The organism is Aquiflexum balticum DSM 16537 (genome assembly GCF_900176595.1).
Lineage (GTDB): Bacteria > Bacteroidota > Bacteroidia > Cytophagales > Cyclobacteriaceae > Aquiflexum > Aquiflexum balticum.
This window is the reverse complement of record NZ_LT838813.1, coordinates 3455801-3476431: the sequence shown is the minus strand read 5'-3', so window position 1 is coordinate 3476431 and position 20631 is coordinate 3455801. Positions and strand designations below refer to the sequence as shown.

Annotated in this window: 22 protein-coding genes and 1 other RNA gene; 13 read left to right on the top strand and 10 right to left on the bottom strand. The window is 39.7% G+C overall.

Annotated elements, in window-relative coordinates; all coding sequences use genetic code 11:
- Positions 1-23: 23 nt before the first annotated feature.
- The 3 genes from dinB to B9A52_RS14700 form a co-directional block, all read right to left on the bottom strand.
- Positions 24-1118: a DNA polymerase IV gene (gene dinB / locus B9A52_RS14710; RefSeq protein WP_084121170.1), complete on the bottom strand. Its 1095-nt coding sequence runs from the start codon at positions 1116-1118 to the stop codon at positions 24-26.
- Positions 1119-1133: 15 nt separating this feature from the next.
- Entirely contained in the window at positions 1134-2384 is a 1251-nt protein-coding gene (locus B9A52_RS14705) for an anthranilate synthase component I family protein (RefSeq protein ID WP_084121169.1), read from the bottom strand.
- Between the two features lie 78 nt (positions 2385-2462).
- On the bottom strand, positions 2463-3182 hold the full coding sequence (locus B9A52_RS14700) for a YceI family protein (protein ID WP_084121168.1): 720 nt from the start codon (positions 3180-3182) through the stop codon (positions 2463-2465).
- A gap of 143 nt (positions 3183-3325) precedes the next feature.
- Here B9A52_RS14700 and B9A52_RS14695 point away from each other — a divergent pair, with 143 nt between their 5' ends.
- From B9A52_RS14695 to B9A52_RS14670, 6 genes are all read left to right on the top strand, one after another.
- Positions 3326-3838: a gamma carbonic anhydrase family protein gene (locus tag B9A52_RS14695; protein ID WP_084121167.1), complete on the top strand. Its 513-nt coding sequence runs from the start codon at positions 3326-3328 to the stop codon at positions 3836-3838.
- Positions 3839-3914: 76 nt separating this feature from the next.
- Positions 3915-4628, top strand: coding sequence for an alpha/beta fold hydrolase (locus B9A52_RS14690; protein ID WP_084121166.1), 714 nt, complete (start codon positions 3915-3917; stop codon positions 4626-4628).
- 19 nt (positions 4629-4647) lie between these two features.
- Complete coding sequence (locus B9A52_RS14685; protein ID WP_084121165.1) at positions 4648-5604, top strand: ATP-grasp domain-containing protein; 957 nt, start codon at positions 4648-4650, stop codon at positions 5602-5604.
- Positions 5605-5607: 3 nt separating this feature from the next.
- Positions 5608-6717, top strand: a complete 1110-nt coding sequence (locus tag B9A52_RS14680) for a carboxylate-amine ligase (RefSeq protein ID WP_084121164.1) — start codon at positions 5608-5610, stop codon at positions 6715-6717.
- Between the two features lie 164 nt (positions 6718-6881).
- Entirely contained in the window at positions 6882-7706 is an 825-nt protein-coding gene (locus tag B9A52_RS14675) for a type 1 glutamine amidotransferase (RefSeq protein WP_084121163.1), read from the top strand.
- 11 nt (positions 7707-7717) lie between these two features.
- A complete protein-coding gene (locus B9A52_RS14670) occupies positions 7718-8911 on the top strand; it encodes a hypothetical protein (RefSeq protein WP_084121162.1) in 1194 nt (397 codons plus the stop codon).
- A gap of 71 nt (positions 8912-8982) precedes the next feature.
- Here B9A52_RS14670 and B9A52_RS14665 read toward each other — a convergent pair whose 3' ends face one another.
- The 6 genes from B9A52_RS14665 to B9A52_RS14640 form a co-directional block, all read right to left on the bottom strand.
- Positions 8983-10155 (bottom strand): helix-turn-helix domain-containing protein, encoded by a 1173-nt coding sequence (locus B9A52_RS14665; protein WP_084121161.1) that lies wholly within the window; start codon positions 10153-10155, stop codon positions 8983-8985.
- A 105-nt stretch (positions 10156-10260) separates the two neighbouring features.
- Positions 10261-10836 carry a hypothetical protein gene (locus tag B9A52_RS14660; RefSeq protein ID WP_084121160.1) on the bottom strand — a complete coding sequence of 192 codons (576 nt, stop codon included), beginning with the start codon at positions 10834-10836 and terminating at the stop codon, positions 10261-10263.
- A gap of 55 nt (positions 10837-10891) precedes the next feature.
- Positions 10892-11473, bottom strand: coding sequence for a DUF502 domain-containing protein (locus B9A52_RS14655; protein ID WP_084121159.1), 582 nt, complete (start codon positions 11471-11473; stop codon positions 10892-10894).
- Between the two features lie 15 nt (positions 11474-11488).
- A complete protein-coding gene (locus B9A52_RS14650) occupies positions 11489-12514 on the bottom strand; it encodes an HAD family hydrolase (protein ID WP_084121158.1) in 1026 nt (341 codons plus the stop codon).
- Positions 12515-12572: 58 nt separating this feature from the next.
- Positions 12573-14138 (bottom strand): arylsulfatase, encoded by a 1566-nt coding sequence (locus B9A52_RS14645; protein WP_157370168.1) that lies wholly within the window; start codon positions 14136-14138, stop codon positions 12573-12575.
- A gap of 232 nt (positions 14139-14370) precedes the next feature.
- Positions 14371-15162: a polysaccharide deacetylase family protein gene (locus tag B9A52_RS14640; RefSeq protein ID WP_084121157.1), complete on the bottom strand. Its 792-nt coding sequence runs from the start codon at positions 15160-15162 to the stop codon at positions 14371-14373.
- 156 nt (positions 15163-15318) lie between these two features.
- On the opposite strand from B9A52_RS14640, the gene B9A52_RS14635 reads away from it, so the two are divergent.
- Genes B9A52_RS14635 through B9A52_RS14625 form a run of 3 tightly spaced genes read left to right on the top strand, consistent with a single transcriptional unit; the run spans position 15319 to position 18163 of the window.
- Positions 15319-16443: a Re/Si-specific NAD(P)(+) transhydrogenase subunit alpha gene (locus tag B9A52_RS14635; RefSeq protein WP_084121156.1), complete on the top strand. Its 1125-nt coding sequence runs from the start codon at positions 15319-15321 to the stop codon at positions 16441-16443.
- A gap of 2 nt (positions 16444-16445) precedes the next feature.
- Positions 16446-16763 carry an NAD(P) transhydrogenase subunit alpha gene (locus B9A52_RS14630; protein WP_084121155.1) on the top strand — a complete coding sequence of 106 codons (318 nt, stop codon included), beginning with the start codon at positions 16446-16448 and terminating at the stop codon, positions 16761-16763.
- Positions 16763-18163, top strand: a complete 1401-nt coding sequence (locus tag B9A52_RS14625; RefSeq protein WP_084123534.1) for an NAD(P)(+) transhydrogenase (Re/Si-specific) subunit beta — start codon at positions 16763-16765, stop codon at positions 18161-18163. Before B9A52_RS14630 ends, B9A52_RS14625 begins: the two co-directional genes overlap by 1 nt.
- A 99-nt stretch (positions 18164-18262) precedes the next feature.
- Here the strand turns inward: B9A52_RS14625 and B9A52_RS14620 are convergent, their stop codons facing one another.
- A complete protein-coding gene (locus B9A52_RS14620) occupies positions 18263-18565 on the bottom strand; it encodes a hypothetical protein (protein ID WP_084121154.1) in 303 nt (100 codons plus the stop codon).
- Between the two features lie 140 nt (positions 18566-18705).
- Here B9A52_RS14620 and ffs point away from each other — a divergent pair.
- The 4 genes from ffs (at position 18706) to B9A52_RS14600 (ending at position 20616) form a co-directional block, all read left to right on the top strand.
- An RNA gene (ffs, locus tag B9A52_RS14615) (signal recognition particle sRNA small type) lies at positions 18706-18792 on the top strand.
- Between the two features lie 182 nt (positions 18793-18974).
- The gene (fsa, locus tag B9A52_RS14610) at positions 18975-19634 is read left to right on the top strand and encodes a fructose-6-phosphate aldolase (RefSeq protein WP_084121153.1); all 660 of its coding nucleotides are present in this window, start codon (positions 18975-18977) and stop codon (positions 19632-19634) included.
- Positions 19635-19701: 67 nt separating this feature from the next.
- Positions 19702-19905 (top strand): fructose-6-phosphate aldolase, encoded by a 204-nt coding sequence (locus B9A52_RS14605; protein WP_084121152.1) that lies wholly within the window; start codon positions 19702-19704, stop codon positions 19903-19905.
- 3 nt (positions 19906-19908) lie between these two features.
- Positions 19909-20616: a cell division ATP-binding protein FtsE gene (locus tag B9A52_RS14600; RefSeq protein ID WP_157370167.1), complete on the top strand. Its 708-nt coding sequence runs from the start codon at positions 19909-19911 to the stop codon at positions 20614-20616.
- The last annotated feature ends 15 nt before the right edge of the window (positions 20617-20631 follow it).

The window sequence follows — 20631 nt, the reverse complement described above, 5'->3', positions numbered from 1 at the left end:
CTTTACCCCTCATCCTTTTTCCTTCATCCTTCATCCTTCCCTCCAAACTCAATCCACAATTGCTTCCCAAAATGTATCCTTTCTTCCTCCACATTGAGATTAGAGATCCCGATGCCAAAAAGGCGGACGGGAGATTTCATTTCTTCTTGGGCTAATAGCTCCACTACTGTCTCCCAAATCTTTTGTTCTTCAGGGTATTGTTCGAAGGTTTTGCTTCGGGTCTGGACGGTGAAGTCATGGTATTTGATCTTGAGGGTGACTGTCCTTCCTTTTACACCACTGCGGCTGATTCGCCGTTTCAGTTCCTCAAATATCTCTTCCAAGGCATGAATCCATTGCTCTTCTTTGGAAAGATCGGTTTCGAAAGTGTTTTCCGCGCTGAGGGATTTTCTCAGTCTGTTGGGTTGTACCTCGCTCAAATGAATGCCTCGGACAATATTGAAAAAGTGCAGACCGGACTTCCCAAATCGTTTGGTCAGAAACTGTAAGGAATATTGTTTAAGGTCAAAACCATTGTGGATACCCAATTCTTTCATTTTTTCGGCAGTTACTTTGCCGATACCAAAAAACTTTTCGATGGGTAACTTTTCCAGGAATGCCCCAGCATCTTTGGGCAAGATGACCGCTTGACCATTGGGCTTGTTGATATCGGAAGCCGTCTTAGCCAGAAACTTATTATAGGAAATGCCGGCCGATGCATTCAGTCCGACTTCCTCTTTGATCCGCTTTCTGATTTCCAGGGCAATCAAGGTGGCAGAAGGATTATTGACTTTGTTTTCGGTCACATCCAAAAATGCTTCATCGAGGGACAGGGGTTCCACCATTTCGGTATAATCGTAAAAAATCTCCCTGATCTGATTGGATATTTCTTTGTAGCGCTCAAATCTTGGCCTCACAAAAATCAGTTGGGGACATTTCAAGGCAGCCATCTTACCCGACATCGCAGATCGGACTCCAAACTTTCTGGCCTCATAGGAAGCCGCTGCCACCACTCCCCTTTCCTGATTACCACCAACTGCCAAGGGTTTACCGCGGAGTTCAGGATTATCCATTTGCTCTACGGAAGCATAAAATGCGTCCATATCCACATGAATGATTTTCCTGGTTTTTTCCTCCATTTCCTTCTCAATCTTTCAATTCCCTTGCAATACCTCCACAATAGCAGAAGCTTTCAACAAGCATTCTTCATATTCATAAGCGGCATCTGCGTCATAAGTGATGGCTGAACCCACTGCAAAATAACCTTTCCCAGATTCTTTATCTAAAATAATGCTTCTTATAACCACACATAAATCAAAGTTGCCTGTCTCATCAATATATCCCAAGGCTCCGGAAAACCAACCTCTTTTAAAATCCTCATATTGATCGATCAACTCCATACATTTGATTTTTGGAGCACCTGTCATGCTTCCCATGGGAAAAGTGGCATGTAAGATTTCCATTAAGCTTTTCTTTTCAGAGATGGTAGAAACCACCGTTGATATCATCTGATGCACCCTGGAAAAGGGATACACTCCAAAAAGTTCTTCAACTTTTACTGAACCTGTTTGTGAAATCCTACTGAGATCGTTGCGCATCAGGTCTACAATCATCAGGTTTTCTGCCCGCTCTTTTTCGGAGTTCAATAGTTTTTCTTTAAGCAGGCTGTCTTCCAACTCATTTTTTCCCCGCTTGATTGTGCCTTTTATGGGTTGTGCAATCAGTTTATCTCCTGTTTTTTTGAGAAAACGCTCGGGTGAAGCGCAAATCAGGTATTTGGATTCAGCTTTGAAAAATGCTGAAAAGGGCATGGGAGATTTTCCCATCAGATCAAAAAATCCTTCTATCGGATTCCAATTTTTACTTTCAAATTCAAAACCCAAGCAATAATTCAGTTCATACATGTCCCCTTCGACAATGTTGTTTTGTATGTCTTTTACATTTTCAAAATAGTTGTTTCGGCTTGTAAGAGCCGAGATTTCAATTGAAGGATTTTTGAGGTGATTTTGGTTGAGTGCACATATTTCATCAAAAATACTTTGAGGATCAGCATGATAAATTCTCACATGATCGACTAGAATTTCTATTTTGATCTCTGGAATAAAGAAAATTGATTCAGGACAATCCACAAGCGATCGATTATTGCTTTTGAGCTTTTCGATATTGTTTTTGTAATCATAAGAAAGTATGGCTGCCATCTCTTTTTTTCCAAACCATTGATTGGCAATTTCGAGATCAAAGCCTTGGTGGGCGGCCATTAAAACCCTTTGAAAACCACCATAGGGGTACTCTATATCATTGTGGTCGAAAAAACCCGTATAGGTATAATGATGATCAGCCCAGCAAAGCAAGGACCTTAGAAATTGATGGTTCGATGAAAATTGGAATTCCTTTATGGTAGACATACACCAAAATTAACTTTTAGACACAAAAAAAAGGGAAATCTTTCGACTTCCCCTTCAGAAACAAACATTAATCTTTGATTAGTTGGTTTTGATATCAAATCCAATACTTACAGTATTGTAGATGAACTGATCTTTTGCTTTGTCCACAGCGTTACTTTCGTCATTATAAGCCAAGCCCCAGTCAGTTCTATTAATATTGAAACCTGCTTTTGCAGCAACAGTTCCGTTTGAAATGGATACTTGGGCAGGAAATTTGATGTTTTTGGTAGTACCTCTCATGGTCAGATTACCTGACACCCAATGGGTAGGGTTTTCGGGAGCCACTTCTGAATCACTCTTTGGAGTATTATCAGTTTTAAATTCTTCTTTATCTTGAATTGTTCCTGCTACAAAAGGCTCAACGCTGGTTAATTCAAAAACTGCTTGAGGATGATTGGCAGCATCAAAGAAATCAGGTGACTGCAAGTGACCCCATAACTTAGGGTAGCTTTCGCTTGTTTCTTCCATATCCTGGATTTTCAATCCTGTGATATCGAACACAAATCTGGCGCCTTTCAGCTCGTTGCCTTCGACGACGATTTCCCCATCGGTTAAAGGAATGTAACCAAAATGCTGCCCTGTAGGCTTGTAACCTCTCCAATCAATTTTGCTGGTGGATGGATCAATCGACAAAGTCGAACCTGAAGCTTCAGCTACTTCTTGGGCATCGGTTGTTGCTACTGTGTCTCCCGGCTTATTGCAGGAAGCCATAATCAAAGCTGCTGCAAATAATAAACCTGTACTTTTAATTAAATTCATAATGTTGTGTTGTTTGTTTAGTTTCACAAATTGTGTGTATATACATGTAAACTATTTAGGTCATAAAAAGTTCATAATTGCTCAAAAAAAAATACTTTTGAACTGAAAATTATTTTTTACTAATTATAACAAATTGATTTTAAATGGCATTGATAAAAAGTGTACGTGGATTTACTCCTGAATTTGGAGAAAATTGTTGGTTGGCAGAAAATGCTACAGTAATCGGTGACGTGGTCATGGGTAAAAACTGCACAGTTTGGTACAATGCTGTCGTAAGGGGTGACGTCCATCAGATAAGGATAGGAGATGACAGCAATATTCAGGATGGTGCTATAATCCATGGAACTTACCAGAAATCAGGAACCTATATCGGTAGTAGGGTATCCATCGCTCACAATGCCGTGGTCCATGGGTGTACTATACATGACAATGTATTGATAGGCATGAGCGCCATTGTTATGGACAATGCAGTCATACATTCCGGTGCAGTGATCGCAGCAGGGGCTGTAGTATTAGCAGGTACTATTGTTGAAGCAAATAGCATTTATGCTGGAATGCCCGCAAAAAAAATCAAAGACACAGGACCTGAAATGCTGGAAGTCATTGAAAGAACGGCCAAAAATTATCCTATGTATGCGCAATGGTTCAAAAAATAATTGAAATTCTTTGTTGATATTTTTTGCGAATCAGTAAAAGCCCACTATTTTTAGTAAGATTAGAACATTAAATTTCATGAAAGAAGAATATTTCAAATGGTACTCTCCCCATCTTCATCGGGATGTGGAAATGTTGGTTTTTGGTCATGCTGGTTACCCGGTGATTTTATACCCTACTTCAATGGGTTCCTTCCATGAAAACAGGGATATGGGACTGATAGGTTCTGCCAGCTGGTTTATCAATCAAGGCTTGGTTCAGATATTCTGTCCTGAAAGCAATGACAAAAACAGCTTTTACAATAAGCATGTTCATCCCCATCAAAAGATCCAAAACCATATTGCTTATGATAAAATGATCTGTCATGACATAGTGGAAAAAGTCCGTTTCAATACCGGGGTCGGAAAAGTGGTGGTGGCAGGATGTAGTTTTGGTGGCTATCACGCTGCCAATTTTGCATTTAGACATCCCGGATATGTCAGTCACATGATGTCTCTTTCGGGAGCATTTGAAATCCGGAATTTTATGGATGGCTATAACCATGTGGATATATTTTATAATTCCCCGCTTGAGTTTCTGCCTGGCCTCAACGATGGGGAGCTTTGGAAAATGGATATTGTCTTGGGAACTTCCAATTGGGATATCTGTTTTGACGCCAACATCAAGCTGAGTGATACCTTAGAGGGAAAAAGAACAAATCATTGGCTGGATGTGAGAAAAGACCGTCATCATGATTGGCCTCTTTGGAAAGAAATGTTTCCCCACTATTTATCAAGAATAAAATTTACATAATTTTAAATACCAACCATTTATGAAAAAGATAGGAATTCTATTTGGCATGGAAGACACTTTTCCCCATGCATTTGTCGAGAGGGTCAATGAGAAAAAAGAGAAAGGCATCATCGCCGAGCCGGTGCTGATTGACAAAGTTGTGCAAAACCGTTTGACGGATTATGCTGTCATAATTGATAGAATTTCCCAGGATGTCCCCTTTTATCGGGCCTATTTAAAAAATGCAGCATTAACAGGTACTGCTGTGATCAACAACCCTTTTTGGTGGAGTGCAGATGATAAGTTCTTCAATAACTGCCTAGCGGATAAATTGGGCGTTCCACTTCCCAATACGGTGATTCTACCTTCTGCAGAACATCCAACTGATACCACTGGCAAATCGTTCAGAAACCTGAAAATGCCATTGGACTGGCAGGCAATATTTGATTATATAGGGTTCCCTGCTTATATGAAACCCTATGCGGGAGGTGGGTGGAAAAATGTTTATCGGCTTGAGAACAAGGAGGAGTTTTATGCCAAGCATAAAGAAACGGGGCAATTGGTCATGTTGCTTCAGGAAGAGATCAAATTCACCGATTATTTTAGGGTGTATTGTCTGGGTGGCAAGGCCGTAAGGATCATGCAGTATGAACCTAGGAATCCCCATCACCTGAGATATGTCATTGACGGACCTCCTGCTTCCAAAAAACTGCTCGCGACTGTCAAGGATTATACTTTGAAGCTATGCCATGGTTTGGGTTATGATTTCAATACCGTAGAGTTTGCTGTGAGGGACGGAATTCCATATGCCATTGACTTCGGTAATCCGGCACCCGACGCGGATATCAATTCGGTGGGTCAGGCCAATTTCGATTGGGTGGTAGAAGAAGCAGCCAAAATGGCCATAGCCTATGCCAAAGCCCAGAAACCGGGTCAGGTCAACCTTACTTGGGGTACATTTATGAAAGATGCAGTCAGTACGGCAAAAAGATTTTAAGCTATGAAAAAGTTACCTGTTTTTACTTTAGGAGTTGAAGAGGAATATCAGATCATTGACCCCAACACCAGAGAACTCCGCTCCCATATGTCCAAAATAGTGGATGGGGCCAAAATTATATTAAAAGAACAGGTAAAGGCAGAGATGCACCAATCTGTGGTAGAAGTGGGTACCAATATTTGCCAGAATGTTTCGGATGCCCGCAAAGAAGTTTCTTTTCTGAGGAAAAAAATCGTTGACCTTGCAGCAGAACAAAATCTGATAGTAGGGGCTTCAGGTACCCATCCATTTTCAAAATGGCAGGATCAGCCCATAACCGATGATCCCCGGTACGACATGATTGTCAAAGAACTGCAGGATACGGCAAGGTCGAATTTGATTTTTGGTCTTCATGTGCATGTGGGAATTGAAAACCGCGAAACAGCCCTGCATATCATGAATCAGGCCTGTTACTTTCTTCCCCATATTTATGCCCTTTCCACCAATTCCCCTTTTTGGGAAGGAAGGGAAACAGGATTTAAAGCTTATAGAGCTCATATTTTTGCCAAATTCCCAAGGACTGGACTTCCCGAGTATTTTGACTCTGTTCAGTCTTATGACAATTTTCTGGAAACTCTGGTCAAGACCAATTGTATCGATAATCCCAAAAAAATCTGGTGGGATCTCAGGATGCATCCTTTCTTCAGTACCATAGAATTCAGGATCTGTGACATGTGCCTAACTGTGGACGAAACCATTTGTATTACAGCCCTTATTCAGGCTGTGGTAGCCAAACTCTACAAAATGAGCATAATGAACACCAGTTTCAATGTGTACCGGATAGCACTCATCAGGGAAAATAAATTTCGGGCAGCCCGATACGGTACAGAAGGCCTGATGATTGATTTTGGACAAAAGAAAGAGGTGGAATACAAATCTCTGATGCTCGAGTTGTTGGAATTTATTGATGATGTGGTTGACGAATTGGGCAGTAGAGAAGAAATCAATTATATACACAAGATTCTAGCGGATGGTACCGGGGCCGACCGGCAACTGAAAGTCTTTGAAGAATCTGACCATGACCTGGTGAAAGTGGTTGATTTTATCACAGAGGAATTTTCCAGGGGACTTTAATGCAAGCTGAATCATAGTAAGGGCAATTTTCAAATAGAAAAGATTCTTTTTGAAAATTGCCTTTAGTCCATAGGATTTCTAAAAATAAAAATTGCATTTTCTTTATTGCTTTTTCAACATGTTAGATCGGAAATTCTAAATTGCAACCGCTTAATCTAATAATCATGCAGGAGAAAATAAAGGTAGCTGTTTTGGATATGTACAATGGCATTTCCAATCAGGGTATGCGCTGTATCCATGATATTGTGGGAAGATTCGGTGAAGAACTTTCCATTGAAGTATTTGATGTCAGACAAAAAAACGAGGTTCCGAATTTAGAGGATTTCAATCTCTATATCTCTTCAGGAGGACCAGGAAATCCGGTCGAAGGAGACGGGATTTGGGACAAAAGCTACTATGAAGTCATTGATGGGATATATAAATGGAATCTCAACAATGAGCGTAAAAAGTATATTTTGTTTATCTGCCACTCCTATCAAATGGCCGTACAGCATTTTGGCCTGGCTGAAGTTTCCAAAAGAAAATCAACCTCCTTTGGGGTGATGACCATTCATAAAACAGAGGCAGGAATGGATGACCCCTTATTTGAAAATCTTGATAATCCTTTTTGGGCCATTGATTCCCGGGATTATCAAGTGACACAGCCGCATCAAAAAAAATTCAGGGAAATGGGAGCGAAAATCATTGCTCTGGAAAAAATCCGAAACTATGTGGAATACGAAAGGGCCATTATGGGAATCCGTTTTAGCCCGGAAATGGTCGGAACACAATTCCACCCCGAGGCTGACCCTGTCGGTTTTTTACAACATCTCAAAAAAACAGAGGTCAGAGACCAAATCATTGATTTGAGAGGGAAGACTAGATACCTTGCCATGCTGGAACATATTGTGGAAGAACATACCATTTATAAAACAAATGCGACACTTATCCCCAATTTTCTGGAACAATCCATACAGAAAATCAGGGAACAGGAAACAATCATACATTAATCAGTCATTATATGATTCAGAATTACAGAAACCTCTTCAATGAAAACTTTTCCGAAGAAAAATACCAATCCTTTCTGATTGACCTGGCATCGGATTTTGGTGGTCTTCCAACTTTCCGCGTAGCTGAATCACCGTTTTTCATTCCCAATGAACTGAAAGCCCAATTATTGGAGGGATCCCAACAAATCATTGACTTTATCAAAAGGGAAGATTTCAATCAGCTGACCCAGAAATCCCTGAACATCAATTTCAATGTTCCCAATCAGGATTCCCATACACAGTTTTTGGCCATTGATTTTGGAATCTGCGAAGAAAACGGAAGAATAATCCCAAAACTGATTGAAGTGCAAGGCTTTCCATCAGTTTTTAATTTTCAATACAATTTATTCAAAAAGGTCAAAAACACTTATCCTTATTTATCTGAGCTGACACCGTATTTTGGAGGCTTGGATGAGGCAGGGTATCTGGAAAAATTCCGGGAAACCGTATTGAACGGTCATCAACCTGAGCATGTCGTACTATTGGAGATAGAACCAGAAAAACAAAATACAAAAGTTGATTTTTATTATTGTAGGAAAGATTTGGGGATACCATTTATCTGTGTGACTGAAATCATCAGAAAAGGAAAACAGCTTTTTTACAGAAATGAGGAGGGAATTGAAATCCAGATCAAAAGAATTTATAACAGGGTGATTTTTGATGAACTTGATGCCAGAAAAGATCTGAAAATGGAATTTTCTTTTTTGGAAGAACTGGATGTAGAATGGGCAGGTCATCCGAATTGGTTTTACAGAATCAGCAAATTTATACTTCCTTATTTGGAAGGGCCATATTTCATTGAAACCACTTTACTGAGTGACCTGAAAGATATTCCTGAGGACTTGGAAAACTATGTGCTGAAACCCCTGTTTTCATTTTCTGGCACCGGGGTAATTTACCATGTACAAAAATCAGATATAGAAGCAGTTACAGAAAAGGATCTTTATATTTTGCAGAAAAAAGTCCATTATCTACCGGTCCTAAAAGCGATAGAAGGAGAGGTAAAAGTAGAAGTTCGAATTTTGGCCGTTTGGCCCGAAAAAGATGAAAATCCGACCCTCATCGGTAATCTGGTCAGACTAAGTCGGGGTGAAATGATTGGCGTCAAGTTCAATAAAGACCGCAATTGGGTTGGGGGAACCATAGGATTGATGGAAAAGGAATGATCCCCGAAAAATCCTGTTGACTCATTCTAATCATTAAGACTTTGATTTTCCTGTTTCTTTCAGCTTGATGATTATTCTACCGTCTGTTTTCTCAAAAATTCAGAGGGCTTCATGTCTTTGAATTTCCTAAAGGCAACAGAGAAAGAATTACGGTTGTTGAACCCGGATTTTTCCGCCAATGCTTCCAAGGTAAGATGATTGAATTTTCCGGATTTAATGATCAGACATGTTTCTTCAATGCGATACTTATTGATCAGTTCATAGAAAGTAGAATCCATTACTTTATTGATGTAATGGGTCAATTGATAAGCAGGAATCTTGGTGTCTTTTGCCAAATCCGCCAGACTGTATCCTTTTTGGAGAAAAACCTTATCCTCCTCTAAAACTTCTTTTAGCCGTTTTTCAATATGATGGTATTTGTCAGGTGAAATTTTCTCTTCAAAGCTTTTCTCCTCCTCTGTAATTTCATCCTGTACCTTTCGGATATATTCAAATTGATTGGTTCCATATAATACCTGTGGAAAAAATAAAATAGTTGATGCCGAAACCAAAAGCAATACTGCCCCGGTCAAATGGGAAAGGTCATATTGAAAAGAATTGGATGTAAATACATTGGAAACCAAAAATGGAAAGATCAATAATGAATTGAAAACCAAGTAGATTATCATCCAATTCAACCATGGTTTTTCAAATTTCTGAAATCCATTTTCTTTCTTTTTGAGATATAACAACCTGAAAGATAAAATCCAAAAAAACAGAATGACCAAGGTTCTGAAAAGGGTATGAAAATTCTTTGGTAGAAACCATGCTTGATTAAAGGAAACAAAAAGCATTGGATCATGAATTTCTTGCAAAATCATATTTTTCTTCTCAGAAAGGGACAGCAGAAATAACACCGGAAAGTAATCGAAAATAAACAAGAAAACCGGAAGGAAGAAAAGTAAATCCCTGATGGATTGGGATTGAGGGTATAATACTGCCCTGATATACAAATAGAAAAACGGCGGAAAAAGCAATCCTCCAATATTTCCGGTCCTGTACAAGGCCGGGAAATGGACATATTGACCGGAAAATATCAACCAGGCAATAAATGCACCATAAGTCAAGCTGGCAAAAGACAAACCCAATAGAATATTTGGAGGATAATTCCTGATTCCAATATAAATCAACAAAGCAGAAATTATTACTCCTATGAGATGGGAACTCAAATAAATCAAATCCTTGAAGTGAATGATTATTTCCATTTTCCTAAAAACATTGTGGAAAATTGGGTTAAAAAAACATCAATTCAAAGAAGTAAAAAATAAGTCAGGTAGAAGATAAGTATAACGAACAAAAAACTCCGGAAATCAAAAACCCTTACTGAACCCAACCCCAATCATCCAAGAATCATATACACCAAACTTCAGGTCATATTGGAGGGTTGCAAATACCTCCCAACCTTTTTCCAGTTCCCACCCTCTTTCAATCCCCAACCTTAAAAGGGATAAATTTTCTTCAACTGCCAATTCATATCCTGCACCTGCAAGAAAGGACCAGCGTTCATGTGGTTTGTAAATACCTACGAGTGTCAAAGTAAAGGGCCTCTCCCGTTCAAATTCCCTGTTTCCTTCAAAATCAATCACCTTAAATGTTTCTGTAATGAAATCAGTATGAAGTCCGGCGGCCCATTTCCTGTTGATATGGAAATTATAATCCATTCCCCAAGAAGGGACGGAGAGGAATGTTTTTTCTCCGTCGATTTCACCAGCGGGAATGTGGGTATGGCCTAGGGTGATAGAAATCCTATGCCGCAAGATTTCCTCTGATTCTGCTTTAAATTCTGACTCCTGACCAAAAGAAGGAGCTATAATTAAACCTAAGAAAATGATTAAGAAGGCTATTCTTTTTTGCAAGTTGATAATTAAGGTAGAATTTTGATTCATCTGATTATTTCAAATTATCTGAATTCAAATATTTTTCCGGAGGTAGAATTCAAAATTATTCGCTTTGGATAATGGAAGCATCTTTTCCGTATTTCTTGATAATTCCAAGGATTTTGCTGACCGGCATGTCAAGTGGCTTTAACTTTGATTGTTGAATCAGTTTGATTTCACCCGATTTGCCGTCAGGCGGCTCAGGAAAAAATACCATACTCAGCCCATCAACTCTTCTTTCTACTTCGATACCTATTTTCCAATCACCATCTTCTCCCAAAAGCACCGGTTTCCATTCCCCGTTATTGGTTCCTATGACATCGCCTGCTTGAGTTTTCAGCATGGCATATCCCGGAATGATCAATGATATTCCGTTATCAATTTTCCTAAAGATGGTTTTGACTCTTTCCCTTTCGGAAATGTACCCGAATCCGTAACAGGCCAATAAGAGTACAACAATACTAACCAAAGTCAGCATCCCAATTCCTAAAAAAGGCTCCTCAGGTAAAAGGTCCTTAATGGGTGAAAGAAGACCCCGGATCAGCATTACCGCTTTTTCAAGGATAAAAACCAAAACAACAAGCGGAACTATAAAAAGAATGATTCCCTTTGATATCCTATTTCCAATCACTTTGGACCATTTCATTTTGAGTATTGTTTTTCAATCAAATGGGAAAATTACCTTCCAGTCTGTTTTCATATCAACAATTGACCAATTAAACATAGGCGCATTGTCAAGTCCTTTCTCTAATCTACCGATCGGTGAATCTCTATCATAAGCATATTCCCGCAAGGAATCAGTATGATGGATAATCATTCCAAATCTTGGGCCATCACCTTTGGAGGTGTATTCAAGCATGGCGTAATCTCCATCAGAATTGCCTGCTGCAAATACAGGTCTCTTGCCTATATGGAGATGGATAGCAATAGGTTTGCCTTCTTTGTCGTCGATGAAATTGATTTCAGGAAGTTTGGTAATGATGGGCTGTCCTTCCACTACATCATATTTGGCCTTGATAGAACTACCGATAACCTGGTAAGGTGGGATTCCATAAACTTTTTCCGCAAATACTCTTAAAAAATCTATCCCTCCACCGGAAACAATAAAAGTCTTGTAACCATTGGCCCGCAGATATTCCAACAACTCCAACATGGGTTGGTATATCATTTGGGAATAAGCCTTTCCTGTTTTGGGGTGAGTTGCTGTTTGCAGCCAAGAGTTAACTGATTTCCCAAACTCTTCTGTAGTCATCCCTGCATGCGAAACCATCAGCATCTCCAACAAAGCTTTTTCTCCACCTTTCATTACCGCACTCAAATCGCCGGAAAGTACACTTTTGAATGGTTCTTGGGTCTGCCAATCAGGGTGTTTTGAAGCTTCTTTTTTAATAAAGTCAACGGCATAAATCAATTGAAAATACATGGGTTGTTCAGCCCACAAAGTTCCGTCATTGTCAAAAACAGCAATTCGGTCCGCTTCAGGAACAAAATCCGGACTTCCTGTTGTGGTCGTTGACGTTACAAAATCAATTATTTGCTGCTTCGTACTGCTTTCATTCCAAGAGGGAAGAGGATCAGATGCTACAACAACCTCAGCTATAGAATTTGATTGTGGACTGGTACAACCTACTTCAAAGAGCAATAGTCCTACTAAAACCTTTAGTATCAATATTGATCTGAATTTCATAATTTCTTTGGAAAAAAATGAAAAGCCGGTCAAATAAAGACCGGCTTTTCATTCCGTATTAATTACTTTTATTTGTCATTTCTTCAATCTGTTTCTGGACTTTTCCCAAACTCCAGTCTCCTGCAGTTTGACTTGGAGGATAATCTTTAAAGGTTGAAAGGAAATTAAATGCGTAGCCCTGAATGGCAATAAGAATATATGCACGGTCTATATACCAATCATAATAAGTATTGGAGCCTTCAATTGCCTTTTCAAAAGGATCTCTTCGAAGATTGATTAAATAAGGAGCTCTAAGTTCCACAAAAGGCTCCAACCATATTTGTAATTTATCTGCTCTATTTTCCAAAAACATAGCTTTCCAGTCCCCATATCTCAAAGCTGCAATTTCACCGGCATCATTTACATAAATAAATCCAGCTCTGGGAGATTCCTTGACCTTTCCTGTCAGATAGTCCAGTTGATTGACGCCATCTATGTGATTTTTGAAAGTTTTGCCATTCATTGTGACTCCTTTTTTAATTTTATCAACCACATTAGGATCTCCACCTATGGCTGCAAAAGTAGGTAACCAATCTTCATGGGAAACAATACCGTTCAGAGTAGTACCGCCCACGAATTTGCCCGGCCATTTAATAAATGCAGGCACTCTGAAAGCACCTTCCCAGCTACTGTTTTTTTCACCATGAAATGGTGTTGTTCCAGCATCAGGCCAGGTGTTGTAATGCGGTCCATTGTCTGTAGAATACAAGACCACGGTATTATCAGCTATTCCCAACTCATCCAAGAGATCTAACAATTCACCTACATGAAGGTCATGTTCAACCATTCCATCCCCATATTCATCCTGTCCGCTGATTCCCTTATGCTCTTCTTTAACATGGGTCCTGAAATGCATTCTAGTTCCATTCCACCAGGTGAAAAAGGGTTTTCCTGCTGCAACCTGCTTTTTGATAAATGCTTTGGTAGCTGCAATTGACTCGTCATCAATGGTCTCCATCCTTTTCTTGGTAAGAGGCCCTGTATCTTCAAGTCTTTGACCACCTTTTCCATCTGCCCATGAATGGATAACGCCTCTAGGGCCATAAGTTTCTTTAAAAGTTTTTCCATTCGCTAAAACCATATCAGAGGGATAATCTTCATTTTCAGGCTCCTCTTCTGCATTGAGGTGGTAGAGGTTTCCAAAAAACTCATTAAATCCATGCATTGTGGGTAGGTGTTCGTCCCGGTCCCCTTGGTGGTTTTTTCCAAATTGACCTGTTGCATAGCCAAGGTTTTTCATCACTGTGGCAATAGTGATGTCAGTCTTTTGCCAGCCTTCTTTGGCACCTGGCATTCCGACTTTGGTCATTCCAGTTCTTACTGGCACAGTTCCACCAATGAATGCTGCTCTACCAGCGGTACAGCTTTGTTGGGCATAATAATCTGTAAACCCAATACCATCTTTTGCAATGCGGTCAATATTGGGTGTTTTGTACCCCATCATTCCCCGGTTGTTGTGGCTGATGTTCCAGGTTCCGATATCATCCCCCCATATCACCAGGATATTGGGCTTTTTTTGGGTTTGGGCCTGACCTACTAAGATCATTCCTGAAAACAATAAAAAAAGCAAATTAAATCTTCTCATAATTAATTGGTTATGTTGGTAAACTTATCAATCAGCAAAAAAAGCATATCCTTATCTAGGAACAGAATCGGAGCTTTTCCTTTTTGTCATCATTGATCAAATATTGACAAATCTTGTTTTTTCAAGGGTATTTTTATGAATTTCAAATATACTTATTTACCTAATGGATTTTGAGAAAACCATTAAATTAAACGAACCTTTTTACCGATTAAATCACCCATTAAATTGTCTTTCATTCACCCAATAATTCTTTCAAAGGCTCAATAGAATATCCTTTTTCTCCCAGCCATTCCAACAAATCAGGTAACAATGCATAAAATTTATCCTTCCTCTTGTCCCCTGCTCCAATATGCATCAACAATAAAAAGCCATTGAGTCCGCTAGGTGAATTTGCCTCATAAGATTTTATGCTATCCAAGATCTCCTTGGAAGAAATGTAATTGCTCATCGTTGGATCAGTATAATCCGCATGGCTTCGTGTTCCACTTGTGAAATTGACCAATTTCAAACCAAAGCTCTCTGACCATTGGCTAATGCTGTCGTTATACCACTCGTAAGGAGGTAAAAAGTATGGTGCATCCTCAATACTTATCCCAAAGCCTTTCATTTCATTATAGTTTTCTTTTAGATCATTTATAAATATTTCTTTATCTACCAAAAGCTCATTTCTATCTTCCCAGGTGCAATACAAAAGATGCTTGTCTGAATGGGCTCCCAAGTAATGTCCTTCATTTTTCATTCTGTAAATCAATGTTTCAAAATCAGGGTTTCTGTAGAAATCACCTGTCAGAAAAAATGAGGCTTTGACATCAAACTGATTCAGTGTATTCAAAATATCCTCTCCACCTTCCGCAAATTCGTGACCAGTAAAAACCAGACTTATTGACTTTTCCCGTGAATCTCCCCTCACTATACCTCCATATTGAAAACTGACCTGACCAAAAAGATTAATGGAAAACAACATCTGAACAAAAACCATAGATATAACTTGCGAATGATTGAAATTCAATAGTAATGTGTGCATAAAACAATTATTTGATGAAATATAAAATATAATTAAAATAATTAACCCAAATATTGAGCTAAGCATATAAAAAAACTTTCATTTTCGAATCTTTTTAATAGTTTCAGGACTTCAAATTTATTTTCAAAATATTTCTGGCTTTATCCAAAAAAAGCAATGATTATAGGGATTTTAAAAGAACCCATTGACGAGGCTCGGGTGGCCCTTTTACCCGAAGCAGTGAAAACTTTGATCAGCTGGAAAGTTTCAGTTTGGGTGGAAAACAATGCAGGGTCTAGTGCCTATGCATCAGATGAACTTTACAAAGAGGCTGGTGCAGAAATCCATCAACGTGCCGAAATTCTTCAACAATCAGATCTCCTTCTAGGAATTCAGGCAATAGCTGAGGACGAAATAGCTAAAATGAAACCATCGGGTGTCCTAATGGGACAACTCAATGCACTTTTCAATCCGGAACTGACCAACTATCTGGTCAAGGAAAAAAGAACTGCATTCAGTATGGAACTTGTCCCCAGAACAACCCGTGCCCAAGCGATGGATGTGCTTTCTTCCATGGCAACTGTGTCGGGATACAAGGCTGTCTTGATGGCGGCGGACCTGCTTCCCAGATTTTTTCCGATGTTTATGACAGCGGCGGGCAGTATTACCCCATCCCGTGTTTTGATCCTTGGGGCAGGAGTTGCAGGCCTTCAGGCCATTGCCACTGCCAGAAGATTGGGGGCTTCTGTATTTGCATTCGATGTGCGACAAGCGGCCAAAGAAGAGGTACTCTCTCTTGGAGCCAAATTCGTGGATGTAGAAGGCGCTACAGAAGACAAAGGTGCAGGAGGATATGCAGTCGAACAGTCAGCTGAATACCTTCAAAAACAAAAGGACACCATCCATGAACATGCCATGAAGGCGGATGTAATCATCACTACTGCACAAATACCCGGAAGGAAAGCACCACAATTGGTGGAAGAAAGGACTGTAAGGGCCATGAAACCTGGTTCGGTCATTATTGACTTAGCAGCATCTTCGGGTGGAAATTGTGCATTGTCCCAACCCGATCAGACCGTAGAGGTCAATGGGGTCAGGATTGTAGGTGTAGGCAACTTAGCAGCCAATATGCCTCAGGATGCCAGTAAAATGTATGGAAAAAATTATCTGAATTTTTTAAAACTGATCATAAAAGACGGAAACTTAAATCTGAATTTCGAAGACGACATTGTGGCGGGCACTTGCGTGTGTCATGATGGAAAGCCCGTCAATTCCAGAATCGTTCAAATGTTAAACAATTAATCATGGAATCAATATTGGAATACATAGGTAATAACATGGAAATGATTTATTTCCTTGTTTTGGCCATTTTATTAGGGGTGGAAGTGATTTCCAATGTCCCTGCCATTTTGCATACCCCATTGATGTCAGGTGCCAATGCCATTCATGGTGTGGTGGTAGTCGGAGCAATTATCGTCATGCTTCAGGCTTCTCCTGACAATTATTTGGCCCTCTCTGTTGGGTTTTTGGCGGTTGTTGTAGGTATGCTCAATGTTATAGGCGGTTTTGTAGTCACAGACCGGATGTTGGAAATGTTCAAGAAAAAACCCAAGAAATCATGATAAGTCTGAATATCCTTGAAATCACCTATCTGATTGCGTCTATCACATTTATACTGGGATTGAAAATGCTCAGTCACCCTGATACTGCACGAAAAGGAAATCTAATCGCTGCTGCAGGTATGTTGATAGCCATTGTGGCCACACTTACTTTATACCAGGAATTTGATTCCGGAAAAGGTCTGAATTACGGTTTGATATTTTTGGGTCTCGCTGTGGGAACCGGTATCGGTACCGTGATGGCCAAAAAGGTTCAGATGACTTCTATGCCTCAAATGGTATCCTTCTTCAATGGAATGGGTGGTGCCTGCGCCGCATTGATAGCCATCATAGAGTTCCAACACCATCAGCATGCAACTGTATCAGGATTTGACGGTGAACTGTTGGTTATGCTTTTGGGACTTCTTATCGGTTCAGTTTCCTTCTCAGGTTCCATGATTGCCTACGGTAAATTAGAGGGAAAAATCAAAGACAAAGTCCTTCCGATGAATCAGGCGATCAATATGTTTTTATTGGCGGTGATCATTGTGCTGATTGGAATCCAAATGTTCAATGGCTCTGATCCATTGTTTTTTTACGGTCTTCTTGCAATTGCCCTTATTTATGGAATCTTGTTTGTGATGCCCATTGGTGGTGCGGATATGCCAGTAGTAATCTCCTTGCTAAACTCATTTACCGGTATGGCTGCCGCTTTTGGTGGATTCCTTTATGGCAACAAAGCCATGCTGACCGGAGGTATTCTGGTAGGTTCAGCGGGCACTATCCTGACCATTTTGATGTGCAATGCCATGAACCGATCCTTGACCAACGTGCTTTTAGGTGCTTTTGGTGCAGGTTCTGCGGGAGCAGCCAAAACCGGAAGCGGAGATCAAACCGTCAGGGAAATCAGTATTTCGGACACAGCGGTTTTGCTTTCTTATTCTCAAAGTGTAGTGATAGTACCGGGTTATGGTTTGGCCGTAGCACAAGCTCAGCATGTCTGCCATGAACTGGAAAAACTTCTGGAAGAAAAGGGCGTGGAAGTAAGTTATGCCATTCACCCAGTCGCGGGTAGGATGCCTGGTCATATGAACGTTTTATTAGCTGAAGCTGATGTTCCTTACGAAAGATTGCAGGAAATGGAAGAAATCAACCCTAGATTGGCCAATACGGATGTAGTGGTTGTGATAGGCGCCAATGATGTGGTCAATCCCGCAGCCAAAAATGATCCCTCCTCTCCTATTTATGGAATGCCCATATTGGACGTGGATTTGGCCAAAAATGTCATTATTCTTAAAAGAGGTATGGCAGCAGGTTACGCCGGCATTGAGAACGAACTATTCTTCTACCCCAAAACAAGAATGCTTTTTGGTGATGCCAAGGAGTCCTTGCAGAAGTTGGCGGCAGAGGTAAAAGAAGTTTAGTAAATAATCTTCAAAAAAAATCCCGGTGGTACGACCGGGATTTTTTTATCAAACAAGAAAAATGTGGTCTGCCACTTGAAGAAATCAAACCAAACTCATTCAATTTTTCCAGTTATCTGATTTTCCGTCAATTGGAATGTTTTCCATCATTTGCGGATATGCCTCAATCTCTTCCAGTTTGATAAGTTTGTCATCTTCAAAGGTTGCCAATACATAAAATCGCTCTCCCCTATTGACTCTGTATGTCTTTAAATTTCCATCAATCCCACTGAGTACAGCCTCTTTGTTTTGTCTTAAAAACTTTTTTTCAGACATTCCTTGGGAAAATTCCGGGTTGGGACCAAATACGGAACAAGAACCCAATAAAAACACTGTTGAGACTAAAATTAGTAGTTTTTTCATAATAATATTTCAATTTATATATAGAAATATGCAAAAACACTGCCAACCTTTATATTCTGTTTTAAAGCATTTTAACATTTATTTACTCTAATATCACATTTAGGATTTGCAATGGATGATTTTTGATATACCTTTGTGACCTAGCGGCACGACCAGCTCCTGCTAAATCCCCCAGGTCCGGAAGGAAGCAAGGGTAGGCGGTCGTAGCGGTGCGATGCCGCTTCTTTTTTTTAAATTCCATCTGATTTTTAACAATCAATTTTAACGTTTGTATTGCCGTCCTATTAATTTTCTAATTATTTTAATCTCTGGCGAAGAAGAAGTATTGATAATTTTCCAATTTTAAAGTCTTCCAATTCCCCTTTATTCATTTAACTTTGCCAGCATCTTAAATTCTAAATCCTAAAAAATGAAATTCTTCATCGATACCGCCAATCTCAGTGAAATAAAAGAAGCCTATGAATTAGGCGTATTGGACGGAGTGACTACCAATCCCTCTTTGATGGCCAAAGAAGGCATCAGTGGTGACGAAAATGTTAGAGCACATTACAAAGCTATCTGTGATATTGTCGATGACAATGTGAGTGCTGAAGTTATTGCTACAGATTTTGAAGGCATGATCCGGGAAGGAAAAGAATTGGCCAAAATCGATAATAAAATTGTAGTAAAGGTTCCTATGACCAAAGATGGCGTCAAAGCCATTAAATATTTCAGCAACGAGGGAATCAGGACTAATTGTACTTTGGTATTTTCTGCAGGTCAAGCCATCCTTGCTGCCAAAGCCGGTGCAAGTTATGTTTCTCCGTTTATCGGAAGATTGGATGACATTTCTTTTGATGGGCTAGAACTTATTGATCAAATAGTCGGTATATATCAGACCTATGGCTTTGCTACCCAAGTATTGGCTGCCTCTGTAAGACATTCCATGCATTTAATCAAATGTGCTGAAATGGGTGCTGATGTCGTTACCTGTCCCTTGAAAGTGATTACAGGATTGCTCAAACATCCATTGACAGACTCAGGGTTGGCACAATTCCTCGCTGACCATGCCAAAGCAGCAGGGAAATAAAAACAAACTTCTCGGTTCTTCATTTGTTTAAGTACCTAATCTTCTAATTTATTAAACCCTTTTTCCAATGTATATAATCAAAGTAAAAGGAAAAGCCAAAATACCGGATTACATTCAAATTAGAGATGAAAATTTTGTCCTTGTAGCATATTTTAGGGCAGATAGGCCTATGAAGAATATTGAGAAATTTGGTTTGGAAGGTAAGGAAGAAGCCTTGGCGGCCTTGATTAATGATCTGCCTTTTGGAAAACTTCAAAAACTCGAATTATAGATAATGATTGGAGGAGAAGCAATAATTAAAATTACCGACGCCTGCATTTTTCAGGGGTTGACTGCCGTATTACAGGATGTGACTTTCACGATTGATAAGGATGAGTTTGTGTTTTTGATAGGTAGAACGGGTAGTGGAAAAAGCTCACTTTTGAAAACAATGTATGCAGATCTTCCCTTTAAAATGGGTCAGGGTGAAATAGTGGGTTATCAGCTAGAAAAACTTAAAAAGAAAGATGTTCCCTACCTGAGAAGGAAACTCGGTATTGTTTTTCAGGATTTTCAGCTTTTCCCTGACAGGACTGTTGCGGAAAATCTGTTTTTCGTGATGAAAGCAACAGGTTGGAAAGACAAAGCAAAAATGAAAAACAGAATGATGGAAGTACTGCTTAAGGTGGGATTGGGAGACGCTGCAACGAAAATGCCCCATCAACTTTCGGGAGGTGAACAGCAAAGAGTGGTTATCGCAAGGGCATTGATCAATCAACCTTCTATATTACTTGCTGACGAACCCACCGGAAACCTGGATCCTGATGTAGCAGATGGTATTTTCAAACTTTTTCAGGAAATCAATAATGAAGGAACCGCAATTCTGATGGCTACACATAATCACGATCTTTTGAGAAAATATCCTTACCGGGTACTCAAATGTGAAAGAGGCCAACTTCTCGATAGTAAAACATCAGATATAACAATCAACACTTCTTTCTGATTTGATTTTTTTCAC